Annotated in this window: 11 protein-coding genes; 3 read left to right on the forward strand and 8 right to left on the reverse strand. The window is 74.3% G+C overall.

Annotated features, from left to right (window positions below):
- Positions 1 to 50 precede the first annotated feature (50 nt).
- Together JK356_RS13960 and lepA are read right to left on the reverse strand one after the other, a co-directional pair.
- Positions 51 to 1,928, reverse strand: coding sequence for a long-chain fatty acid--CoA ligase (locus JK356_RS13960; RefSeq protein WP_307815571.1), 1,878 nt, complete (start codon positions 1,926 to 1,928; stop codon positions 51 to 53).
- Positions 1,929 to 2,134: 206 nt separating this feature from the next.
- Positions 2,135 to 4,006 carry a translation elongation factor 4 gene (gene lepA / locus JK356_RS13965; RefSeq protein WP_201868088.1) on the reverse strand — a complete coding sequence of 624 codons (1,872 nt, stop codon included), beginning with the start codon at positions 4,004 to 4,006 and terminating at the stop codon, positions 2,135 to 2,137.
- Between the two features lie 196 nt (positions 4,007 to 4,202).
- Between lepA and rpsT the strand changes: the two genes are divergently transcribed.
- Complete coding sequence (gene rpsT / locus JK356_RS13970) at positions 4,203 to 4,469, forward strand: 30S ribosomal protein S20 (RefSeq protein ID WP_201868089.1); 267 nt, start codon at positions 4,203 to 4,205, stop codon at positions 4,467 to 4,469.
- Between the two features lie 441 nt (positions 4,470 to 4,910).
- A complete protein-coding gene (locus JK356_RS13975) occupies positions 4,911 to 5,522 on the forward strand; it encodes a hypothetical protein (RefSeq protein ID WP_201868091.1) in 612 nt (203 codons plus the stop codon).
- 103 nt (positions 5,523 to 5,625) lie between these two features.
- Here JK356_RS13975 and JK356_RS13980 read toward each other — a convergent pair whose 3' ends face one another.
- Entirely contained in the window at positions 5,626 to 5,874 is a 249-nt protein-coding gene (locus JK356_RS13980) for a hypothetical protein (protein WP_201868092.1), read from the reverse strand.
- A gap of 52 nt (positions 5,875 to 5,926) precedes the next feature.
- Here JK356_RS13980 and holA point away from each other — a divergent pair, with 52 nt between their 5' ends.
- Positions 5,927 to 6,919 (forward strand): DNA polymerase III subunit delta, encoded by a 993-nt coding sequence (holA, locus tag JK356_RS13985; RefSeq protein ID WP_201868185.1) that lies wholly within the window; start codon positions 5,927 to 5,929, stop codon positions 6,917 to 6,919.
- Positions 6,920 to 6,965: 46 nt separating this feature from the next.
- Here the strand turns inward: holA and JK356_RS13990 are convergent, their stop codons facing one another.
- The 5 genes from JK356_RS13990 to leuS all read right to left on the reverse strand — a co-directional run bounded on the left by JK356_RS13990 (position 6,966) and on the right by leuS (position 15,031).
- Positions 6,966 to 9,437 carry a ComEC/Rec2 family competence protein gene (locus JK356_RS13990; protein ID WP_201868093.1) on the reverse strand — a complete coding sequence of 824 codons (2,472 nt, stop codon included), beginning with the start codon at positions 9,435 to 9,437 and terminating at the stop codon, positions 6,966 to 6,968.
- Entirely contained in the window at positions 9,424 to 10,056 is a 633-nt protein-coding gene (locus JK356_RS21875; RefSeq protein ID WP_307815572.1) for a ComEA family DNA-binding protein, read from the reverse strand. Before JK356_RS21875 ends, JK356_RS13990 begins: the two co-directional genes overlap by 14 nt.
- A gap of 552 nt (positions 10,057 to 10,608) precedes the next feature.
- The gene (locus tag JK356_RS14000; RefSeq protein WP_236671266.1) at positions 10,609 to 11,469 is read right to left on the reverse strand and encodes a DegV family protein; all 861 of its coding nucleotides are present in this window, start codon (positions 11,467 to 11,469) and stop codon (positions 10,609 to 10,611) included.
- A 23-nt stretch (positions 11,470 to 11,492) separates the two neighbouring features.
- The gene (locus JK356_RS14005) at positions 11,493 to 12,083 is read right to left on the reverse strand and encodes a hypothetical protein (protein WP_201868095.1); all 591 of its coding nucleotides are present in this window, start codon (positions 12,081 to 12,083) and stop codon (positions 11,493 to 11,495) included.
- An 86-nt stretch (positions 12,084 to 12,169) separates the two neighbouring features.
- Positions 12,170 to 15,031 carry a leucine--tRNA ligase gene (leuS, locus tag JK356_RS14010; protein WP_201868097.1) on the reverse strand — a complete coding sequence of 954 codons (2,862 nt, stop codon included), beginning with the start codon at positions 15,029 to 15,031 and terminating at the stop codon, positions 12,170 to 12,172.
- Positions 15,032 to 15,081 lie beyond the last annotated feature (50 nt).

Below are 15,081 nucleotides of genomic sequence, written 5' to 3' on the forward strand. Positions count from 1 at the left end.
CGTCTGAGGTGCCTGCCCCGGCGGGACGGCGGGAACGGCGGCGGACCGGGTCAGGCGGCGGCGTACATCTCCTCGATCAGGTCGCGGTAGTGCTCCTCGACGACCGGCCGCTTGATCTTCAGGCTGGCGGTCAGCTCGCCGTGCTCCACGTCCAGGTCGCGCGGCAGCAGCCGGAACTGCTTGATCGTCTGCCACCGCTGGAGACTGGCGTTGAGGCGCGCCACGTAGCCCTCGATCAGCTCGCGGGTGCGCGGGTCGGCCACGACGTCGCCGTAGTCCTTGCCGCCCAGGCCCTGTTCCCTGGCCCAGTCCATGATGGCCTGCTCGTCGAGCGAGATCAGGGCCGTGCAGTACTTCCGGCCCGCGCCGATCACGACCATCGTCGAGGCGTAGGGGCAGACGGCCTTGAAACGCCCCTCGATGTCGGTGGGAGCCACATACTTGCCGTTGGAGGTCTTGAACAGGTCCTTCTTCCGGTCCGTGATCCGCAGGTAGCCGTCGTCGGACAGCTCGCCGATGTCGCCGGTGTAGAACCAGCCGTCCGCGTCGAGGACCTTGGCGGTCTCCTCGGGCAGCCCGTGATAGCCGTCCATGATGCCCGGGCCGCGCAGCAGGATCTCCCCGTCGTCGGCGATCCGGACCTCCAGCCCGGGCAGGGCCTTGCCGACCGTGCCCGTCCGGTAGGTGTCGCGCAGGTTGACGAAGCTGGCGGCGGCCGACTCGGTGAGCCCGTAGCCCTCCAGCACGGGCACCCCCACCCCGGCGAAGAAGTAGCCGATGTCCTCGGTCAGCGCGGCGGAGCCGGAGACGCAGCCCTCCATCTGGCCGCCGAAGGCCTCGCGCAGCTTGCGGTAGACGAGCTTGTCGGCCAGCGCGTGCCGGGCCCGCAGCCCGGCCGGGACGGAGCGCTTGCCCGTGCGGCGGAAGTTCTCCTGCGAGACGCGGCCGTACTCCTTGGCGACCTCGGCGGCCCAGGTGAAGATGCGGTACTTCAGCGCGCCGCCCGCCTTCGCTTTCATCAGGGCGCCGTTGTATACCTTCTCGAAGATCCGCGGCACGCCGCACATGCGGGTGGGCCGCACCACCGGCAGGTTCTCGGTGATCTTGTCGATGCGGCCGTCGACCGCCATCACGTGCCCGACCTTGATGTGCGCGGTCAGCAGCACCTTGCCGAAGACGTGCGCCAGCGGCAGCCACAGGTACTGCACGTCGTCCGGCCGCACCAGGTCGATCTGCTCGATGGCGTAGGCCATGTACGACCAGGTGTCCTGCCGCAGCCGGACGCCCTTGGGGCGCCCGGTGGTGCCGGAGGTGTAGATCAGGGTGGCGAGCTGCTCGGGGCGGAGCGCGGCGACCGTGTCCCTGACGCGGTCGGGGTGCTTCTCCAGGTAGGCGGCGCCCCGTTCGGCGAGGTCGGCCAGGGTCAGCACCCAGCCCTCGGGGTCGTCCCCGGACGCTTCGACGCCCTCGGGGTCGATGACCACGACGTGCCGCAGGCCCGGCAGCTCGTCGCGGCGCTCGCGTACCTTGGCGAGCTGCCCGGCGTCCTCGGCGATGAGGACCTTGCTGTCCGAGTCGGCCAGGATGAACGCGGTCTCCTCGGCGTTGGTGGCCGGGTAGACCGTGGTGACGGCCGCGCCCGCGCACATGATGCCGAGGTCGGCGAGGATCCAGTCAACGCGCGTCGTGGAGGCGATGGCGACGCGCTCCTCCGGCCGCACGCCCAGGTCCATCAGCCCGGCGGCGATCGCGAAGACGCGGTCGCCGGCCTCGCGCCAGGTGTAGGAGCGCCAGCTGTCCGGCCCGCCGTCCGCCGAGGCGACGGGGTAGCGGTAGGCCTCGGCGTCCCCCGTGGCCGCCACCCGGTCCAGGAACAGGTGCGCCATGGATGGCGGACGGTTCTGGATGGACTGCTGTGTCTCGCTCACGACGTTCCTCCGGGTGCCGCGCCGCAACGGGGCCGACTCACGAGTAACTACGGGGTGGCGATCAGGTTAAAGGCCGAGTCCTCGTGCGTACAGGCCGGTAGGCATACCTTTTCTTCCCCGGCTTTCCCCAGCTTTGCCCGACTTAGCCCGGATTCCACCGGTTCTCTCGGCGCGGGCGCCGCCACGAGCCGCGGCGGCGCCCGCGGTCACTTCCTTCCCTTGCCGTCCCTCTTTCCGTCGCCCCCGTCGGCATCCGAGGAGAGCGCGGCGATGAACGCCTCCTGGGGCACCTCCACGCGCCCCACCATCTTCATGCGCTTCTTGCCTTCCTTCTGCTTCTCCAGCAGCTTCCGCTTCCGCGAGATGTCGCCGCCGTAGCACTTGGAGAGCACGTCCTTGCGCATCGCCCGGACCGTCTCGCGCGCGATCACGCGCGAGCCGATGGCCGCCTGGATGGGCACCTCGAACTGCTGGCGCGGGATCAGCTCCCGCAGCCGCGAGGCCATCTTCACGCCATAGGAGTACGCCTTGTCCTTGTGGACGATCGCTGAGAAGGCGTCGACCCGGTCGCCGTGCAGCAGGATGTCCACCTTGACCAGGGCGGCGGCCTGGTCCCCGGTGGGCTCGTAGTCGAGCGAGGCGTAGCCGCGGGTCTTGGACTTCAGGGCGTCGAAGAAGTCGAAGACGATCTCGGCCAGCGGCAGCGTGTACCGCAGCTCGACGCGGTCCTCGGACAGGTAGTCCATGCCCTGGAGCGAGCCGCGCCTGCTCTGGCACAGCTCCATGATCGCGCCGACGTACTCGCTGGGCGCGAGGAGCGTGGCCCGCACGACCGGCTCGCGGACCTCGGCGACCTTCCCGCTGGGGAACTCACTGGGGTTGGTGACGGTGTGCTCGGTGCCGTCCTCCATGGTCACCTGGTAGACGACGTTCGGCGCGGTGGCGATCAGCCCCAGGCCGAACTCGCGCTCCAGCCGCTCCCGGATCACCTCCAGGTGCAGCAGGCCGAGGAAGCCGACGCGGAAGCCGAAGCCGAGGGCGGCGGAGGTCTCCGGCTCGTAGACCAGCGCGGCGTCGTTGAGCTGGAGCTTGTCCAGGGCGTCGCGCAGCGCCGGGTAGTCGGAGCCGTCGATCGGGTACAGGCCGGAGAACACCATCGGCTTGGGGTCCTTGTAGCCGCCCAGCGGCTCGGTCGCGCCGGAGCGCTGGGTGGTGACCGTGTCGCCGACCTTCGACTGCCGGACGTCCTTCACGCCGGTGATCAGGTAGCCGACCTCGCCGACCGACAGGCCGTCGGCCGGGGTCATCTCCGGGGAGTTGACGCCGATCTCCAGCAGCTCGTGCGTGGCGCCCGTGGACATCATCGCGATCCGCTCGCGCTGGCCGAGCGTGCCGTCGACGACCTTCACGTAGGTCACCACGCCGCGGTAGGCGTCGTAGACCGAGTCGAAGATCATCGCGCGGGCGGGCGCATCGGCGTCGCCTTCCGGCGGCGGGACCTGCCGGATGACCTCGTCCAGCACCCGCTCGACGCCCTCGCCGGTCTTGGCGGAGACCCGCAGCACGTCGCCGGGGTCGCAGCCGATCAGACTGGCCAGCTCGGCCGCGAACTTGTCCGGCTGGGCGGCCGGGAGGTCGATCTTGTTGAGCACGGGGATGATCGTCAGGTCGTGCTCCATGGCCAGGTAGAGGTTGGCCAGCGTCTGGGCCTCGATGCCCTGGGCCGCGTCGACCAGCAGGATGCACCCCTCGCACGCCGCCAGGGAGCGGGAGACCTCGTAGGTGAAGTCGACGTGCCCAGGCGTGTCGATCATGTTCAGCACGTGCGCGACGCCGTCCGCCGCCCAGGGCATGCGGACGGCCTGTGACTTGATCGTGATGCCGCGCTCGCGTTCGATGTCCATCCGGTCGAGGTACTGGGCACGCATCTGGCGCTGCTCGACCACCCCGGTCAGCTGGAGCATCCGGTCGGCCAGGGTGGACTTGCCGTGGTCAATGTGCGCGATGATGCAGAAGTTGCGGATCAGGGCCGGGTCAGTGCGACTCGGCTCCGGCGCATTCGTGGTGATCGCGGGCACGCGGGGTCCTGTCGGTGGATCGCTGGTGTCTCTCGGTCGCCTCCATGGTCCCATGCGCGGGTACGCCGTCCTGATTGGGAGGCCGCGCCGGGCCGCTGGTAGGCTGGCCGACTGCGTCTGGTGCTGGCGTATCCAGGCAGCGATTCGACGCACGTTCCGACGTAAGTGACGTACTAGAGACCACAGAGGCTCATTCGTGGCGAACATCAAGTCCCAGATCAAGCGGATCAAGACCAACGAGAAGGCCCGCCTGCGCAACCAGGCGGTCAAGTCCGAGGTGAAGACGGCCATCCGCCGGGTCCGCGAGGCCGCCGCGGCCGGTAACTACGAGGAGGCCGAGGCCGCCCGCCGGATCGCCGCCCGCAAGCTGGACAAGGCCGTCAGCAAGGGTGTCCTCCACAAGAACAACGCGGCCAACAAGAAGTCGGCCCTCGCCGCCCGCGTCAACGCCCTCCAGAGCTGAGAGCGATTCCCCCCGCCGCGACGTTCGCCACGCGTCCGAAGGCTTGAACCGCGCGAGGCCCCGGACCGCCTTTCCCCGGGCGGTCTGGGGCCTTCGCGCTATGCCCGGTACTTTGGAGCGCATGTCGACACCGGGGGGTCGTCGAACCCCTACGCTCAGCCACCGCACCTGTCACGCCCCGCCGCGGGCAACCCCTACGCCGCCCCGCCGCAACCCCTGCCGGGAGCAGGCGGATACGGCGGCGGATTCGGGCCCCCTGTCCCGGCCCCGCCCGGGCCTCCCGCCAGCGGTGAGGGCGGCAAGCCCCGCCGGAAACCGGGCTGGCTGTGGGCCCTGGGCGGGGCCGTCGCCGCCTCGGCCGTCTGGGGCGGGACGCTGGCCGCCACCGGGCGGTTATGGCCCGAAAGCCCTGACCTGGCCGGGTACGCCTATCCCGACGGCATGTGCGAGGCCGCCGACACCGGGGCGTTCCAGGCGGACCTGGAGCCTGCTGAGGTCAGCGACTGGCCCCAGGAGCTGGGGTACCAGGACGAGGCCCTGGACTTCGGCTCCTGCACGGTATGGCTGCGGCCCATCGGCGGCCGCGACGCCAACTACGTCTACCTCACCTATGAGGCGACCTGGCACAAGAGCTCCGACACCGCCGACGAGTTCGGCCCGTCGCTGGTGGGCATGGAGCAGTACGGGGAAGACGACGAGGACAACGAGTACGCGAGCGAGAAGCTCACCGGGCTGGGCGACGAGTCATACCTCGTCTACCGGACCGACGCCAGTACTGGTGCGCTGAACCAGGCGACGCTCGGGGTGCGCGAAGGCTGGTTCGAGTTCAGCCTGACGTGGTCCTCCTACCTCGATTCCGCTGACTACGCCTCGCTGACGGACCAGGAGCATGTCGCCGAGCTGCTGCGCGAGGCCGCGGCGGCGACCCTGGCCAACCTCCGGGACGGCGGCACCGGCGACGCAGACACCGGAGAAGACGGCGAGAACCGGCAGGACGGCGAGGACGGGCCGGAGGGGGCGGACAGCCCGCCGTACGACGGCACCCGGGCCTGACCGGCGGCGGGGCCGGGGGGCCGCGCGGGCGGCGCACCGGCCCCGGCCCGGGCCGACGCCCTGGCGGCCTGGGGCGCGCTGCGGGCGGCCGGGCCGGTACCGGCTACGGCTCGTGGCGTTCCACCCAGCCTTCGTAGGACTCGGCCAGGGCGGCCAGCTCCGCCGCGTCCGCCGCGGCTGCCTCCTGCGCTGAGAGGACCACGAGCCACTGCGCGTCCTCGGCGTCGTCCTCCCCCGCCAGCTCCTCGCGCAGCGGGCGCGGCTCCTCCGGCAGGCCGAGCCGCTCGGCCACCTCCGCCGCCACCTCCTCGGCGGCCTCCCGGTCCGGGAGCACCAGAATCAGATCGCTCACGCCGTCAGAGTGTCACAGCGGCGTGGGATGCTGGGCCGCGATGCCCAGGAACATGCCCAGGAAGAAGACCACCGACGATCCCCTGGCCCCCGTGACGCTCGCCGTCGGCCAGGAGGAACTGCTGATCGACCGCGCCGTCCAGCAGGTTGTGGCCGCCGCTCGCGCGGCGGACGCCGACACCGACGTGCGGCAGCTGGACCCGGGGGAGCTGACGCCAGGCACGCTCGCCGGGCTCACCAGCCCGTCGCTGTTCGCGGAGCGGAAGGTCGTGGTCGTGCGGCAGGCGCAGGACCTGCCCGCCGACGTCGTCAAGGAGGTCAAGGCGTATCTCGCGGCGCCCGCCGAGGAGATCACGCTGGTGCTGCTGTTCACCGGCAGCGGCACCAAGGGCAAGGGGCTGCTGGACGCGGCCCGCAAGGCCGGGGCCCGGGAGGTCGCCTGCGCGAAGGTGACGAAGCCGTCGGACCGGCTGGCGTTCGTCCGCGACGAGTTCCGGGCGGCGGGCCGCAGCGCGACCCCGGCTGCCTGCCAGGCGCTGGTGGACGCCCTCGGCAGCGACCTGCGGGAGCTCGCCTCGGCCTGCTCGCAGCTCGTCGCCGACACCGACGGCACGATCGACGAGGCCGTCGTCGCCCGCTACTACACGGGCCGTGCGGAGGCGTCCAGCTTCACGGTCGCCGACCGCGCGGTGGAGGGCCGGGCTGCTGAGGCCCTGGAGGCGCTGCGCTGGGCGCTGGCCACGGGCGTGGCGCCGGTGCTCGTGACCAGCGCGCTCGCCCAGGGGGTGCGGGCCATCGGGAAGCTGGCCTCCGCGCCCGCGGGGGCACGGCCGGGCGATCTGGCGCGCGAGCTGGGGATGCCGCCGTGGAAGATCGACCGCGTCCGGCAGCAGATGCGCGGCTGGTCCGCCGACGGCGTCGCGGTGGCGCTGCGCGCCGTCGCCGAGGCCGACCTCGCTGTCAAGGGCGGCGGGTACGACCCGGGATACGCCCTGGAGCGCGCCGTCCTCACCGTCGCCCGCGCCGCCCGCACGCCGCGCCAGTAGCCGCGCGGGCCGCGCCGGCCGGGCGGCGGCGCGCGGGCGGGGGCCGTCACCGGTGTCCCCGGGCGTGGCCACGGGGGATGCCGCCGTCGGCGGTGAGGGCGAGGGTGCCGTGGACGTCGGTGCGCAGCACGGTGGCCCCGGCGGCGCGGAGGGCGTCCAGGGTGCTGGGGGCGGGGTGGCCGTACCGGTTGTCCTCGCCGCAGGTGATCAGGGCCAGGGCGGGGTCGAGCCGGTCCAGCAGCTCCGGGTGCTGGCGGGCCGAGCCGTGGTGGGGGACCTTCAGGACGTCCACGGCGGGCAGGCCGGGGTGGCGGGCCAGCAGCTGCCGCTGCGCGGAGGGTTCGAGGTCGCCGGGCAGGAGGAGGGTGAGGTCCCGGGCCCGGACCAGGAGGGTGACGCTGGCGTCGTTGGCCGCCAGGCCCGCCGCCCCGGCGCCGGAAGGGGGCCAGAGCACCTCCCAGCTGAGGTGCTCGCCGAGCCGGTACCGCTCCCCCGGCACGGCCGGCCGCAGCTCCACGCCCGCCGCCGCCGCGATCCGCTCGGCGAACGCCGCCTGCTCCGGGCTGTCCCGCACCGCGCTGGCCTGGATCGCGCCGACGTCCCTGCCGCGCAGCACGCCGGGCAGGCCCGCCACGTGATCGGCGTGGTAGTGGGTGAGGACCAGCAGCGGCACGTGCCGCACGCCCAGGTCCGTCAGGCAGCGGTCCACGGCGGCCGGATCGGGCCCGGTGTCCACGACGAGCGCGCTGCCGCCGCCCGCGTTCAGCACCAGGGCGTCGCCCTGGCCGACGTCGCAGGCGACCAGGCGCCAGCCCGGCGGCGGCCAGCCCGTCAGCACGCGGGGCAGCGGCGCGGGCCGCACCACGGCGAGGAGCAGCACCAGCGCGGCCAGCACCGCCAGCGGGCGGCGCGGCCCCCGGCGGGCCAGCGTGAGCAGCGCGACGGTGAGTGCGGCCAGCAGGGCCGCGCCCCGCCAGCCGCCGGGCCAGCCCGCCTCCGCGCCCGGCAGCGCGGCGCCGGTGCGGGCGACCCGGGCGATCCACCCGGCGGGCCAGCTCGCCAGCCAGGCCAGGCTTTCGGCGAGCGGCAGGCACAGCGGCGCGGTGGCCAGGGCGGCCCAGCCGAGGACCACCGCGGGCGCGGCGGCGGGCGCCGCGAGCAGATTGCAGGGGACCGCCACGAGGCTGACCTGGGCGGCGAACACGACGATCACGGGTGCGCACACGACGTGCGCCGCCACCGCGGCCGCGCAGGCCCCGGCCACCCGCTGTGGCAGGCCCCGGCGCCGCAGCGACCGCGCCCAGGGCGGGGCAAGCAGCAGCAGCGCGCCGGTCGCCAGCACGGACAGCAGGAAACCGAACGAGCGCGCCAGCGTGGGGTCGAGGAGCACGAGCAGCAGCACGGCGGCGGCCAGCGCGGGCAGCGCGGCCCGTTCCCGGCCCGTCGCCATGGCCAGCAGCACCAGGCCGCCGCAGGCGGCGGCCCGCAGCACGCTCGGGTCGGGGCCGCACACCAGGACGAAGCCGGCGAGCAGCCCGGCGCCGAGCACGGCCGTGGCCCGCAGCGGCAGGCCCAGACGCGGCGCCAGCCCGCCGCGCTCGGCCCGGGCGGCGCGGTGCGCCGGGCCGATAAGCACGCCCAGCACCAGCGCGACCTGGGCGCCCGAGACCACCACCAGGTGTGTCAGGCCGGTGGCCCGCACTGCCTCCGTCAGGTCCGGCGGCATGCCGGAGTCGTCGCCGATCACGAGCGCGGGGAGCAGGCCCGCCGCGTCGCCCGGCAGCTCCCGGGCCGCCCGCGTCAGCGACGCCCGCAGCTCCCCGGCCAGGCGGTGCCAGCGGCCGGGCGGGCTGGTGACCTGGGGCGGGCCGGTGCCGGTGGCGCGCAGCACGGCCGTGAGCTCCGGGTCGCGGCCCGGCACCGGCCGCGCCGTGGTAGCCGTCACGCGCAGCCGGGTGGAGGGCAGCAGCGCCAGCCAGGGGTCCGCCCGCTCCGGCCGGGTCACCAGCAGCACCGGGGTGCGCACCGACTGCCGGGCGCCGCCGGGCAGGCGCACCGAGGTGGCCTCCGCCTCGATCAGCACGGCGCCGGGGCGGCCGCCGCTGGCGCGCGCGAGCCGGGGCACCGCCGTGACCGTCACCTCGGCGGTGACCACGCCGGGCCCGGCCTCGGGCAGCGGTCCCGCGCGGGCGGCCGCCGCGTGCAGGGCGGCGACGGCGCCGGAGGCGGCCGCGCACAGCAGGACGGCGGCCAGCGTCACCCGCGGCGCGCGGCCCCGGCGGCGCGCCGCCGCCGCGGTGCCCGAGACGGCGGCGGCTGCCGCCAGGCACACCGTGACCGCGGCGGCGGCCAGCGCCGGGGGCAGGCCGGGCGCCAGCGCGGCGGCGCCCCAGGCCGCCAGGGCGGGGGCCACCAGCCGCAGGTCGGCGGGGAGTTCCTGCCGGGGGCGGGCGGCGCCCAGGGGGTGCCCGGACGCGGCGTGCACGGGGTGGCGGCCCGGCCGCTCAGAGCGTGACACGGTCCCTGAGCTCCGCCATGCGGCTCTCGCCGATGCCGGAAACGTCGAGCAGCTGCTCGGTGTCGGTGAACCCGCCGTGCTCCTCGCGGTAGGCGATGATCGCCGCCGCCAGCACCGGCCCCACGCCGGGGAGGGTGTCGAGCTGCTCCGGGGTCGCCGAGTTGAGGCTGACCGGCCCGGCCGGGAGCGGCGCGGTGCCGCCGGGAGCGGGCGGCGCGGCCGGTCCGGAGCCGGCGGCCGGTGGCTCGCCGACGACGATCTGCTCGCCGTCCACGAGCGGCCTCGCCCGGTTCAGCCCTGCCAGGCCGGTGCCGGGGCGCAGACCTCCCGCCTTCTCAAGGGCGTCGGCGACGCGCGAGCCGGAGGGCAGGGAGTAGACACCGGGGTCGCGCACGTCGCCGGTGACGTCGACGACGACGGGCGGGGCGGTTTCCTCCGGTGACGGCCCAGCCGAGGAGCCCGGCGGCGTGTCCGCGGCCGCCGCGGTGGCACCGGCCGGGTCCGGCGCGCCAGCCGGGGCGGTGGCGCCGGGGGCGGGCGCTGCTTCGGCGGTGAGCGGCTGCGGGCGGCCGGTGGCGTAGTGGTGCACGGCGAATCCGGCGGCGGTGACGAGCAGCACGGCAAGCGCCCCCGCCGCCCGGGGATCGAGCGCGAGGCGGATGCGCCGCCACAGCGGGAGCCGGGCGCGGCCCCGGTCCGCCTCCTCCGGCCCGGCCGGTGCGGTGGCTGTGGCGGCCCCGGGCGCAGGGCGGCGGGGAAGGACCCGCCATCCGGTGGCCGGATCCGGCCGGGCCGCCCGGCCGGGCCGCCGCGGCGTGGCGCTGCGGGCGTGGCGGGGAGCGCGGCGCCCGGGCCCGGTGCCAGCCCGGGCGGACGGAGGCCGGGACGAGAGGGAACCGGAAGAAGAACGGGGAGAACCAGCGCGGAACCGCGGCGCACGGGACGCGCGGGACGCGCGGGACGCTTGGGAAAGGAGGGCGCGGTGCCGGCCGCCTGGGGCGGCGCGACGGAACCGGGAGTGACGTACTGCGGACTGCATGTCACCGACGGTAAGGACCCCGGGATGCCGGTGGCGCCGGCGGCGGATATCTGTGGATAACCGGCCCGCCGCGACGCCGCCCATCGCCCGGGTGGGGGATGTGCCCCTGCTCCCGCGCGCGGCCGGAGCCGGTCAGCGGGGGGACACCACGGCGCCCAGCAGGCCAGGACCGGTGTGGGCACCGAGGACGGCCCCGACCTCGCTGACGTGGAGGCTGGCCAGCCCCGGCAGCCGTTCCCGCAGCCGCCCGGCGAGCTGGGCCGCGCGCTCGGCCGCCCCCAGATGGTGCACGGCGACGTCGACCGGCCCGTCCCCCGCGTGCTCGGCCGCCAGCTCCTCCAGCCTGGCGATGGCCCGCGATGCCGTGCGCACCTTCTCCCGGAGCTCGATGCGGCCCTCGGCCAGTTCCAGCAGCGGCTTGACCGCCAGCGCCGAGCCGAACAGCGCCTGTGCCGTCCCGATCCGCCCGCCGCGCCGCAGGTGCTCGAGCGTGTCCACGTAGAAGAAGGCCCGGGTGCGCTCCGCCCGCGTCACAGCCCGCGCCACCGCCGCGTCGATCCCCGCCTCCGGCGGGGTCCCGGCGGCCGCCAGCACCGCGAAGCCGAGGGCCATGGCCACCATGCGGCTGTCCACCACCCGCACCGGCACCGGCGCCTCGCGGGCGGCGAGCACCGCCGCGTCGTACGTCCCCGAGATCTCGGCCGACAGGTGCAGCGACACCACGCCCTCGGCGCCCGCCGCGGCCGCCGCCCGGTAGGCCTCGGCGAACATCCGCGGGCTCGGCCGCGACGTCGTCACCGGCTGCTTGTGCTCCAGCGCCTGCGTCAGCCGCCGCGCCGCCTCCTCGGTGCCGTCCTCGAACGCCCGGCCCCCGCACACCACCGTCAGCGGCACCACGGTGATGCCGTGGTGCGCCACGACCGCCCCCGGCAGGTAGGCCGTCGAGTCGGTGACGAGGGCGAGCGGGCGGTGCACAGGACGGCGGGGCGGCATAGGACCGGAGACTAGCGGAGCGATCAGGAACGGCCTTCGCGCGCCTCGGGCGGCAGCTGCTGCGGCTTCTCCTGCGGCACGGGCTTCCAGTGCCGCAGGGCGCTGGCCTCGATGTCGATCTGCCGCCGCAGCGCCTCCACCGCGTCGTCGTCGTGCCGGGTGACACGGTCCTGGGCGGCGAACCGCAGCTCGTCCGCCGAGGTGCGCAGCCGCGCCTCGCGCTCCCGCAGCTCCGGCAGCCGGGCCGCCAGCCGGGCCCGGTCCGGCTCGCCCTCCATCAGCGCCGCCAGCTCGGCGTCGAGCTGCCGGGCGTGGCCGTCGAGCTGGTCGAGCAGCGACAGCGCCTCCCGCAGCGCCGGGTCGCTGGCGGCGCCCGCCGCCAGCGTGGCCCGGGTGCTGTCGAACGAGGCGCGCAGCGACTTGCGCAGCCGGGCGACCTCGCCGTGCGGGCCGGGCTGGAGGGAACGGGCCGCGAGCGTCGCCTCGCTCACGGCCCTGCCCACCTGCTCCCGCGTGCGGCGCACCGCGCGCTGCACGGTGCGCACGACGCGGACGACCAGCACCGCGGACATCACGAAGGTCAGCGCGAGTACGACGAGAGCTATCTCTTTCACGGCACTCCTTCACCCCCGTCACCCGGCTGTGGCTGCGGCTCCGGCCCGCGGCTGAAGCGTCCCACCCAGGCTAAGCCCCGGCAGGGTCAGCCGGGAACGACGTTCACCAGCTTCGGCGCCCGGACGATGACGCGGCGCACCTCCGCACCGCCCAGCGCCGCGGTCACCGCCGGGTCGGCCAGGGCACGCTCCCGCAGCTCGTCCTCGCCGATGTCCGTGGGCACCTCCAGCCGGGCCTTGACCTTGCCCTTGACCTGCACGACGCAGGTGATGGTCTCGTCGACCGCGTAGGCCGGGTCCGCGACCGGGAAGTCGGCCCGGGTCACGGTCGTCTCGTGCCCCAGCCGGTGCCACAGCTCCTCGGCGATGTGCGGCGCCAGCGGCGCGATCAGCCGCACCAGCACCTCGGCGACCTCGCGCGGCACCCGGCCGCGCCCCAGCTTGACGGCGTGGTTGTTCAGCTCGGTGATCTTGGCGACGGCGGTGTTGAACCGCAGCGCGGCCATGTCCTTGCGCACGCCGTCGATCGTCTTGTGCATGATGCGCAGCGTGGCCTCGTCGGGCGTGCTGTCGGTGACGATGACCTCGCCGGTCGCCTCGTCCACCACGTTCCGCCACAGCCGCTGCAGCAGCCGGTACTGGCCGACGACCGCGCGCGTCTCCCAGGGCCGGGAGACCTCCAGCGGGCCCATGGCCATCTCGTACAGCCGCAGCGTGTCGGCGCCGTACTGGGAGACCACCACGTCGGGCGAGATGACGTTCTTCAGGGACTTGCCGATCTTGCCGATCTCCCGCGTGACGGGCTCGCCCTGGTACTCCCAGCCGCCGTCCTCCCGCTCGGTGACCTCGGCGGCGGGCACGGGGAAGCCGCGGCTGTCGCGGTAGACGTACGCCTGGATCATGCCCTGGTTGACCAGCTTGTGGTACGGCTCCGGCGAGGAGACGTGCCCCAGGTCGTACAGCACCTTCTGCCAGAAGCGGGCGTACAGCAGGTGCAGCACGGCGTGCTCCGAGCCGCCGATGTACAGGTCGACGCCGCCGGTGCTGGCGCCCTCCCGCGGGGCCAGCCAGTACCGGTCCAGCTCGGGGTCGACCAGCCGCTCGTCGTTGTGCGGGTCCAGGTACCGCAGGTGGTACCAGCAGGACCCGGCCCAGTTGGGCATGGTGTTGGTCTCGCGGCGGTACCGCTTCGGGCCGTCACCCAGGTCCAGGGTGACGTTGACCCACTCCTCGTTCCGCGACAGCGGCGTCTCCGGCTGCGTGTCGGCGTCCTCCGGGTCGAACGTGCGCGGCGCGTAGTCGTCGACCTCCGGCAGCGTCAGCGGCAGCATCTCCTCCGGCAGGCCGTGGGCGACGCCGTCCTCGTCGTACACGATGGGGAACGGCTCGCCCCAGTACCGCTGGCGGCTGAACAGCCAGTCCCGCAGGCGGTAGTTGACGGTGCCCTCGCCCAGCCCCCGCTCGCTCAGCCAGGCGTTGACGCGAGCCTTGGCGTCGGCGACGCTCAGGCCGTCCAGCGACAGGCCGTCGCTGGTGGAGTTGACCAGGGTGGCGTCGCTGGAGACGAACGCGTCGTCCCACGTCGCCGGGTCCTCGCCGCGCCCGTCGGTGGGGGCGACGACGCACCGCACCGGCAGGCCGAAGGCGCGGGCGAACGCGAAGTCGCGGCTGTCGTGCGCGGGGACGGCCATGATCGCGCCCGTGCCGTAGCCCATCAGCACGTAGTCGGCGATAAAGACCGGGATCCGCTCGCCGTTCACGGGGTTGGTCGCAAAGGCGCCGGTGAACACGCCCGTCTTCTCCCGGGCGTCCGCCTGGCGCTCCACGTCCGACTTGGCCAGCGCCTCCTTGCGGTAGGCGGCGACGGCCTCGGCAGGCGTGGCGTGGCCGCCGGTCCACTCCGGGCGGGTGGCCTCGGGCCAGGCGTCCGGCACGATGACGTCGACCAGGTCGTGCTCGGGCGCCAGCACCATGTAGGTGGCGCCGAACAGCGTGTCCTGCCGGGTGGTGAAGATCTCGACGCTGCCGCCGTCGCCCTCCTCGCCGACCTGGAAGCGGACCCGGGCGCCCTCGGAGCGGCCGATCCAGTTCCGCTGCTGGGTCTTGATCGCCTCCGGCCAGTCGACGGTGTCCAGGTCGTCGGCCAGGCGGTCGGCGTAGGCGGTGATCCGCATGTTCCACTGGCGCAGCTTGGCCTTGAAGACCGGGAAGTTGCCGCGCTCGGAGCGGCCGTCCGCCGTGACCTCCTCGTTGGCCAGCACCGTGCCCAGGCCGGGGCACCAGTTCACGGGCGCGTCGGAGGCGTAGGCCAGCCGGTACTCGCTCAGCACGTCGGCCTGCTCGACGGCGCTCAGCTCGGCCCAGGGACGCCCGTCGGGCGTCGGGCGGGCGCCGGAGGCGAACTGGTCGATCAGCTCCTGGATCGGCCGCGCCCGTCCGGCCTCGGTGTCATACCAGGAGTTGAAGATCTGCAGGAAGATCCACTGCGTCCACTTGTAGTAGTCCGGGTCCGTGGTGGCGAACGACCGGCGCTCGTCGTAGCCCATGCCCAGGCGGCGCAGCTGGCTGCGGTAGGCCTTGATGTTGGCCTCGGTGGTCACCCGGGGGTGGGTGCCGGTCTGCACGGCGTACTGCTCGGCGGGCAGGCCGAAGGCGTCGTACGACAGCGTGTGCAGCACGTTGTGGCCGGTCATCCGCAGGAAGCGGGAGTAGGCGTCGGTGGCGATGTACCCCAGCGGGTGCCCGACGTGCAGCCCGGCGCCGGAGGGGTAGGGGAACATGTCCATCACGAACGCCGCGGGCTTGGCGGTCTCGCGCTCGGCGTCCGGGCTGGCCAGGTCCCCGGTCGGGTTGGGCGTCTCGTACGTGCCGTTCCGCTCCCAGTAATCCTGCCAGCGAGCCTCGATCTCGGCGGCCAGGGCGGCGTCATACCTGTGTGTCTCACTCATCGTCTGTCGAAGCTCCATGGGTGGTGACTGCCGGTAACTAACGGGGCCAT

It is taken from the genome of Streptomyces sp. 7-21, from assembly GCF_016741785.1.
Classification (GTDB): Bacteria; Actinomycetota; Actinomycetes; order Streptomycetales; family Streptomycetaceae; genus Streptomyces.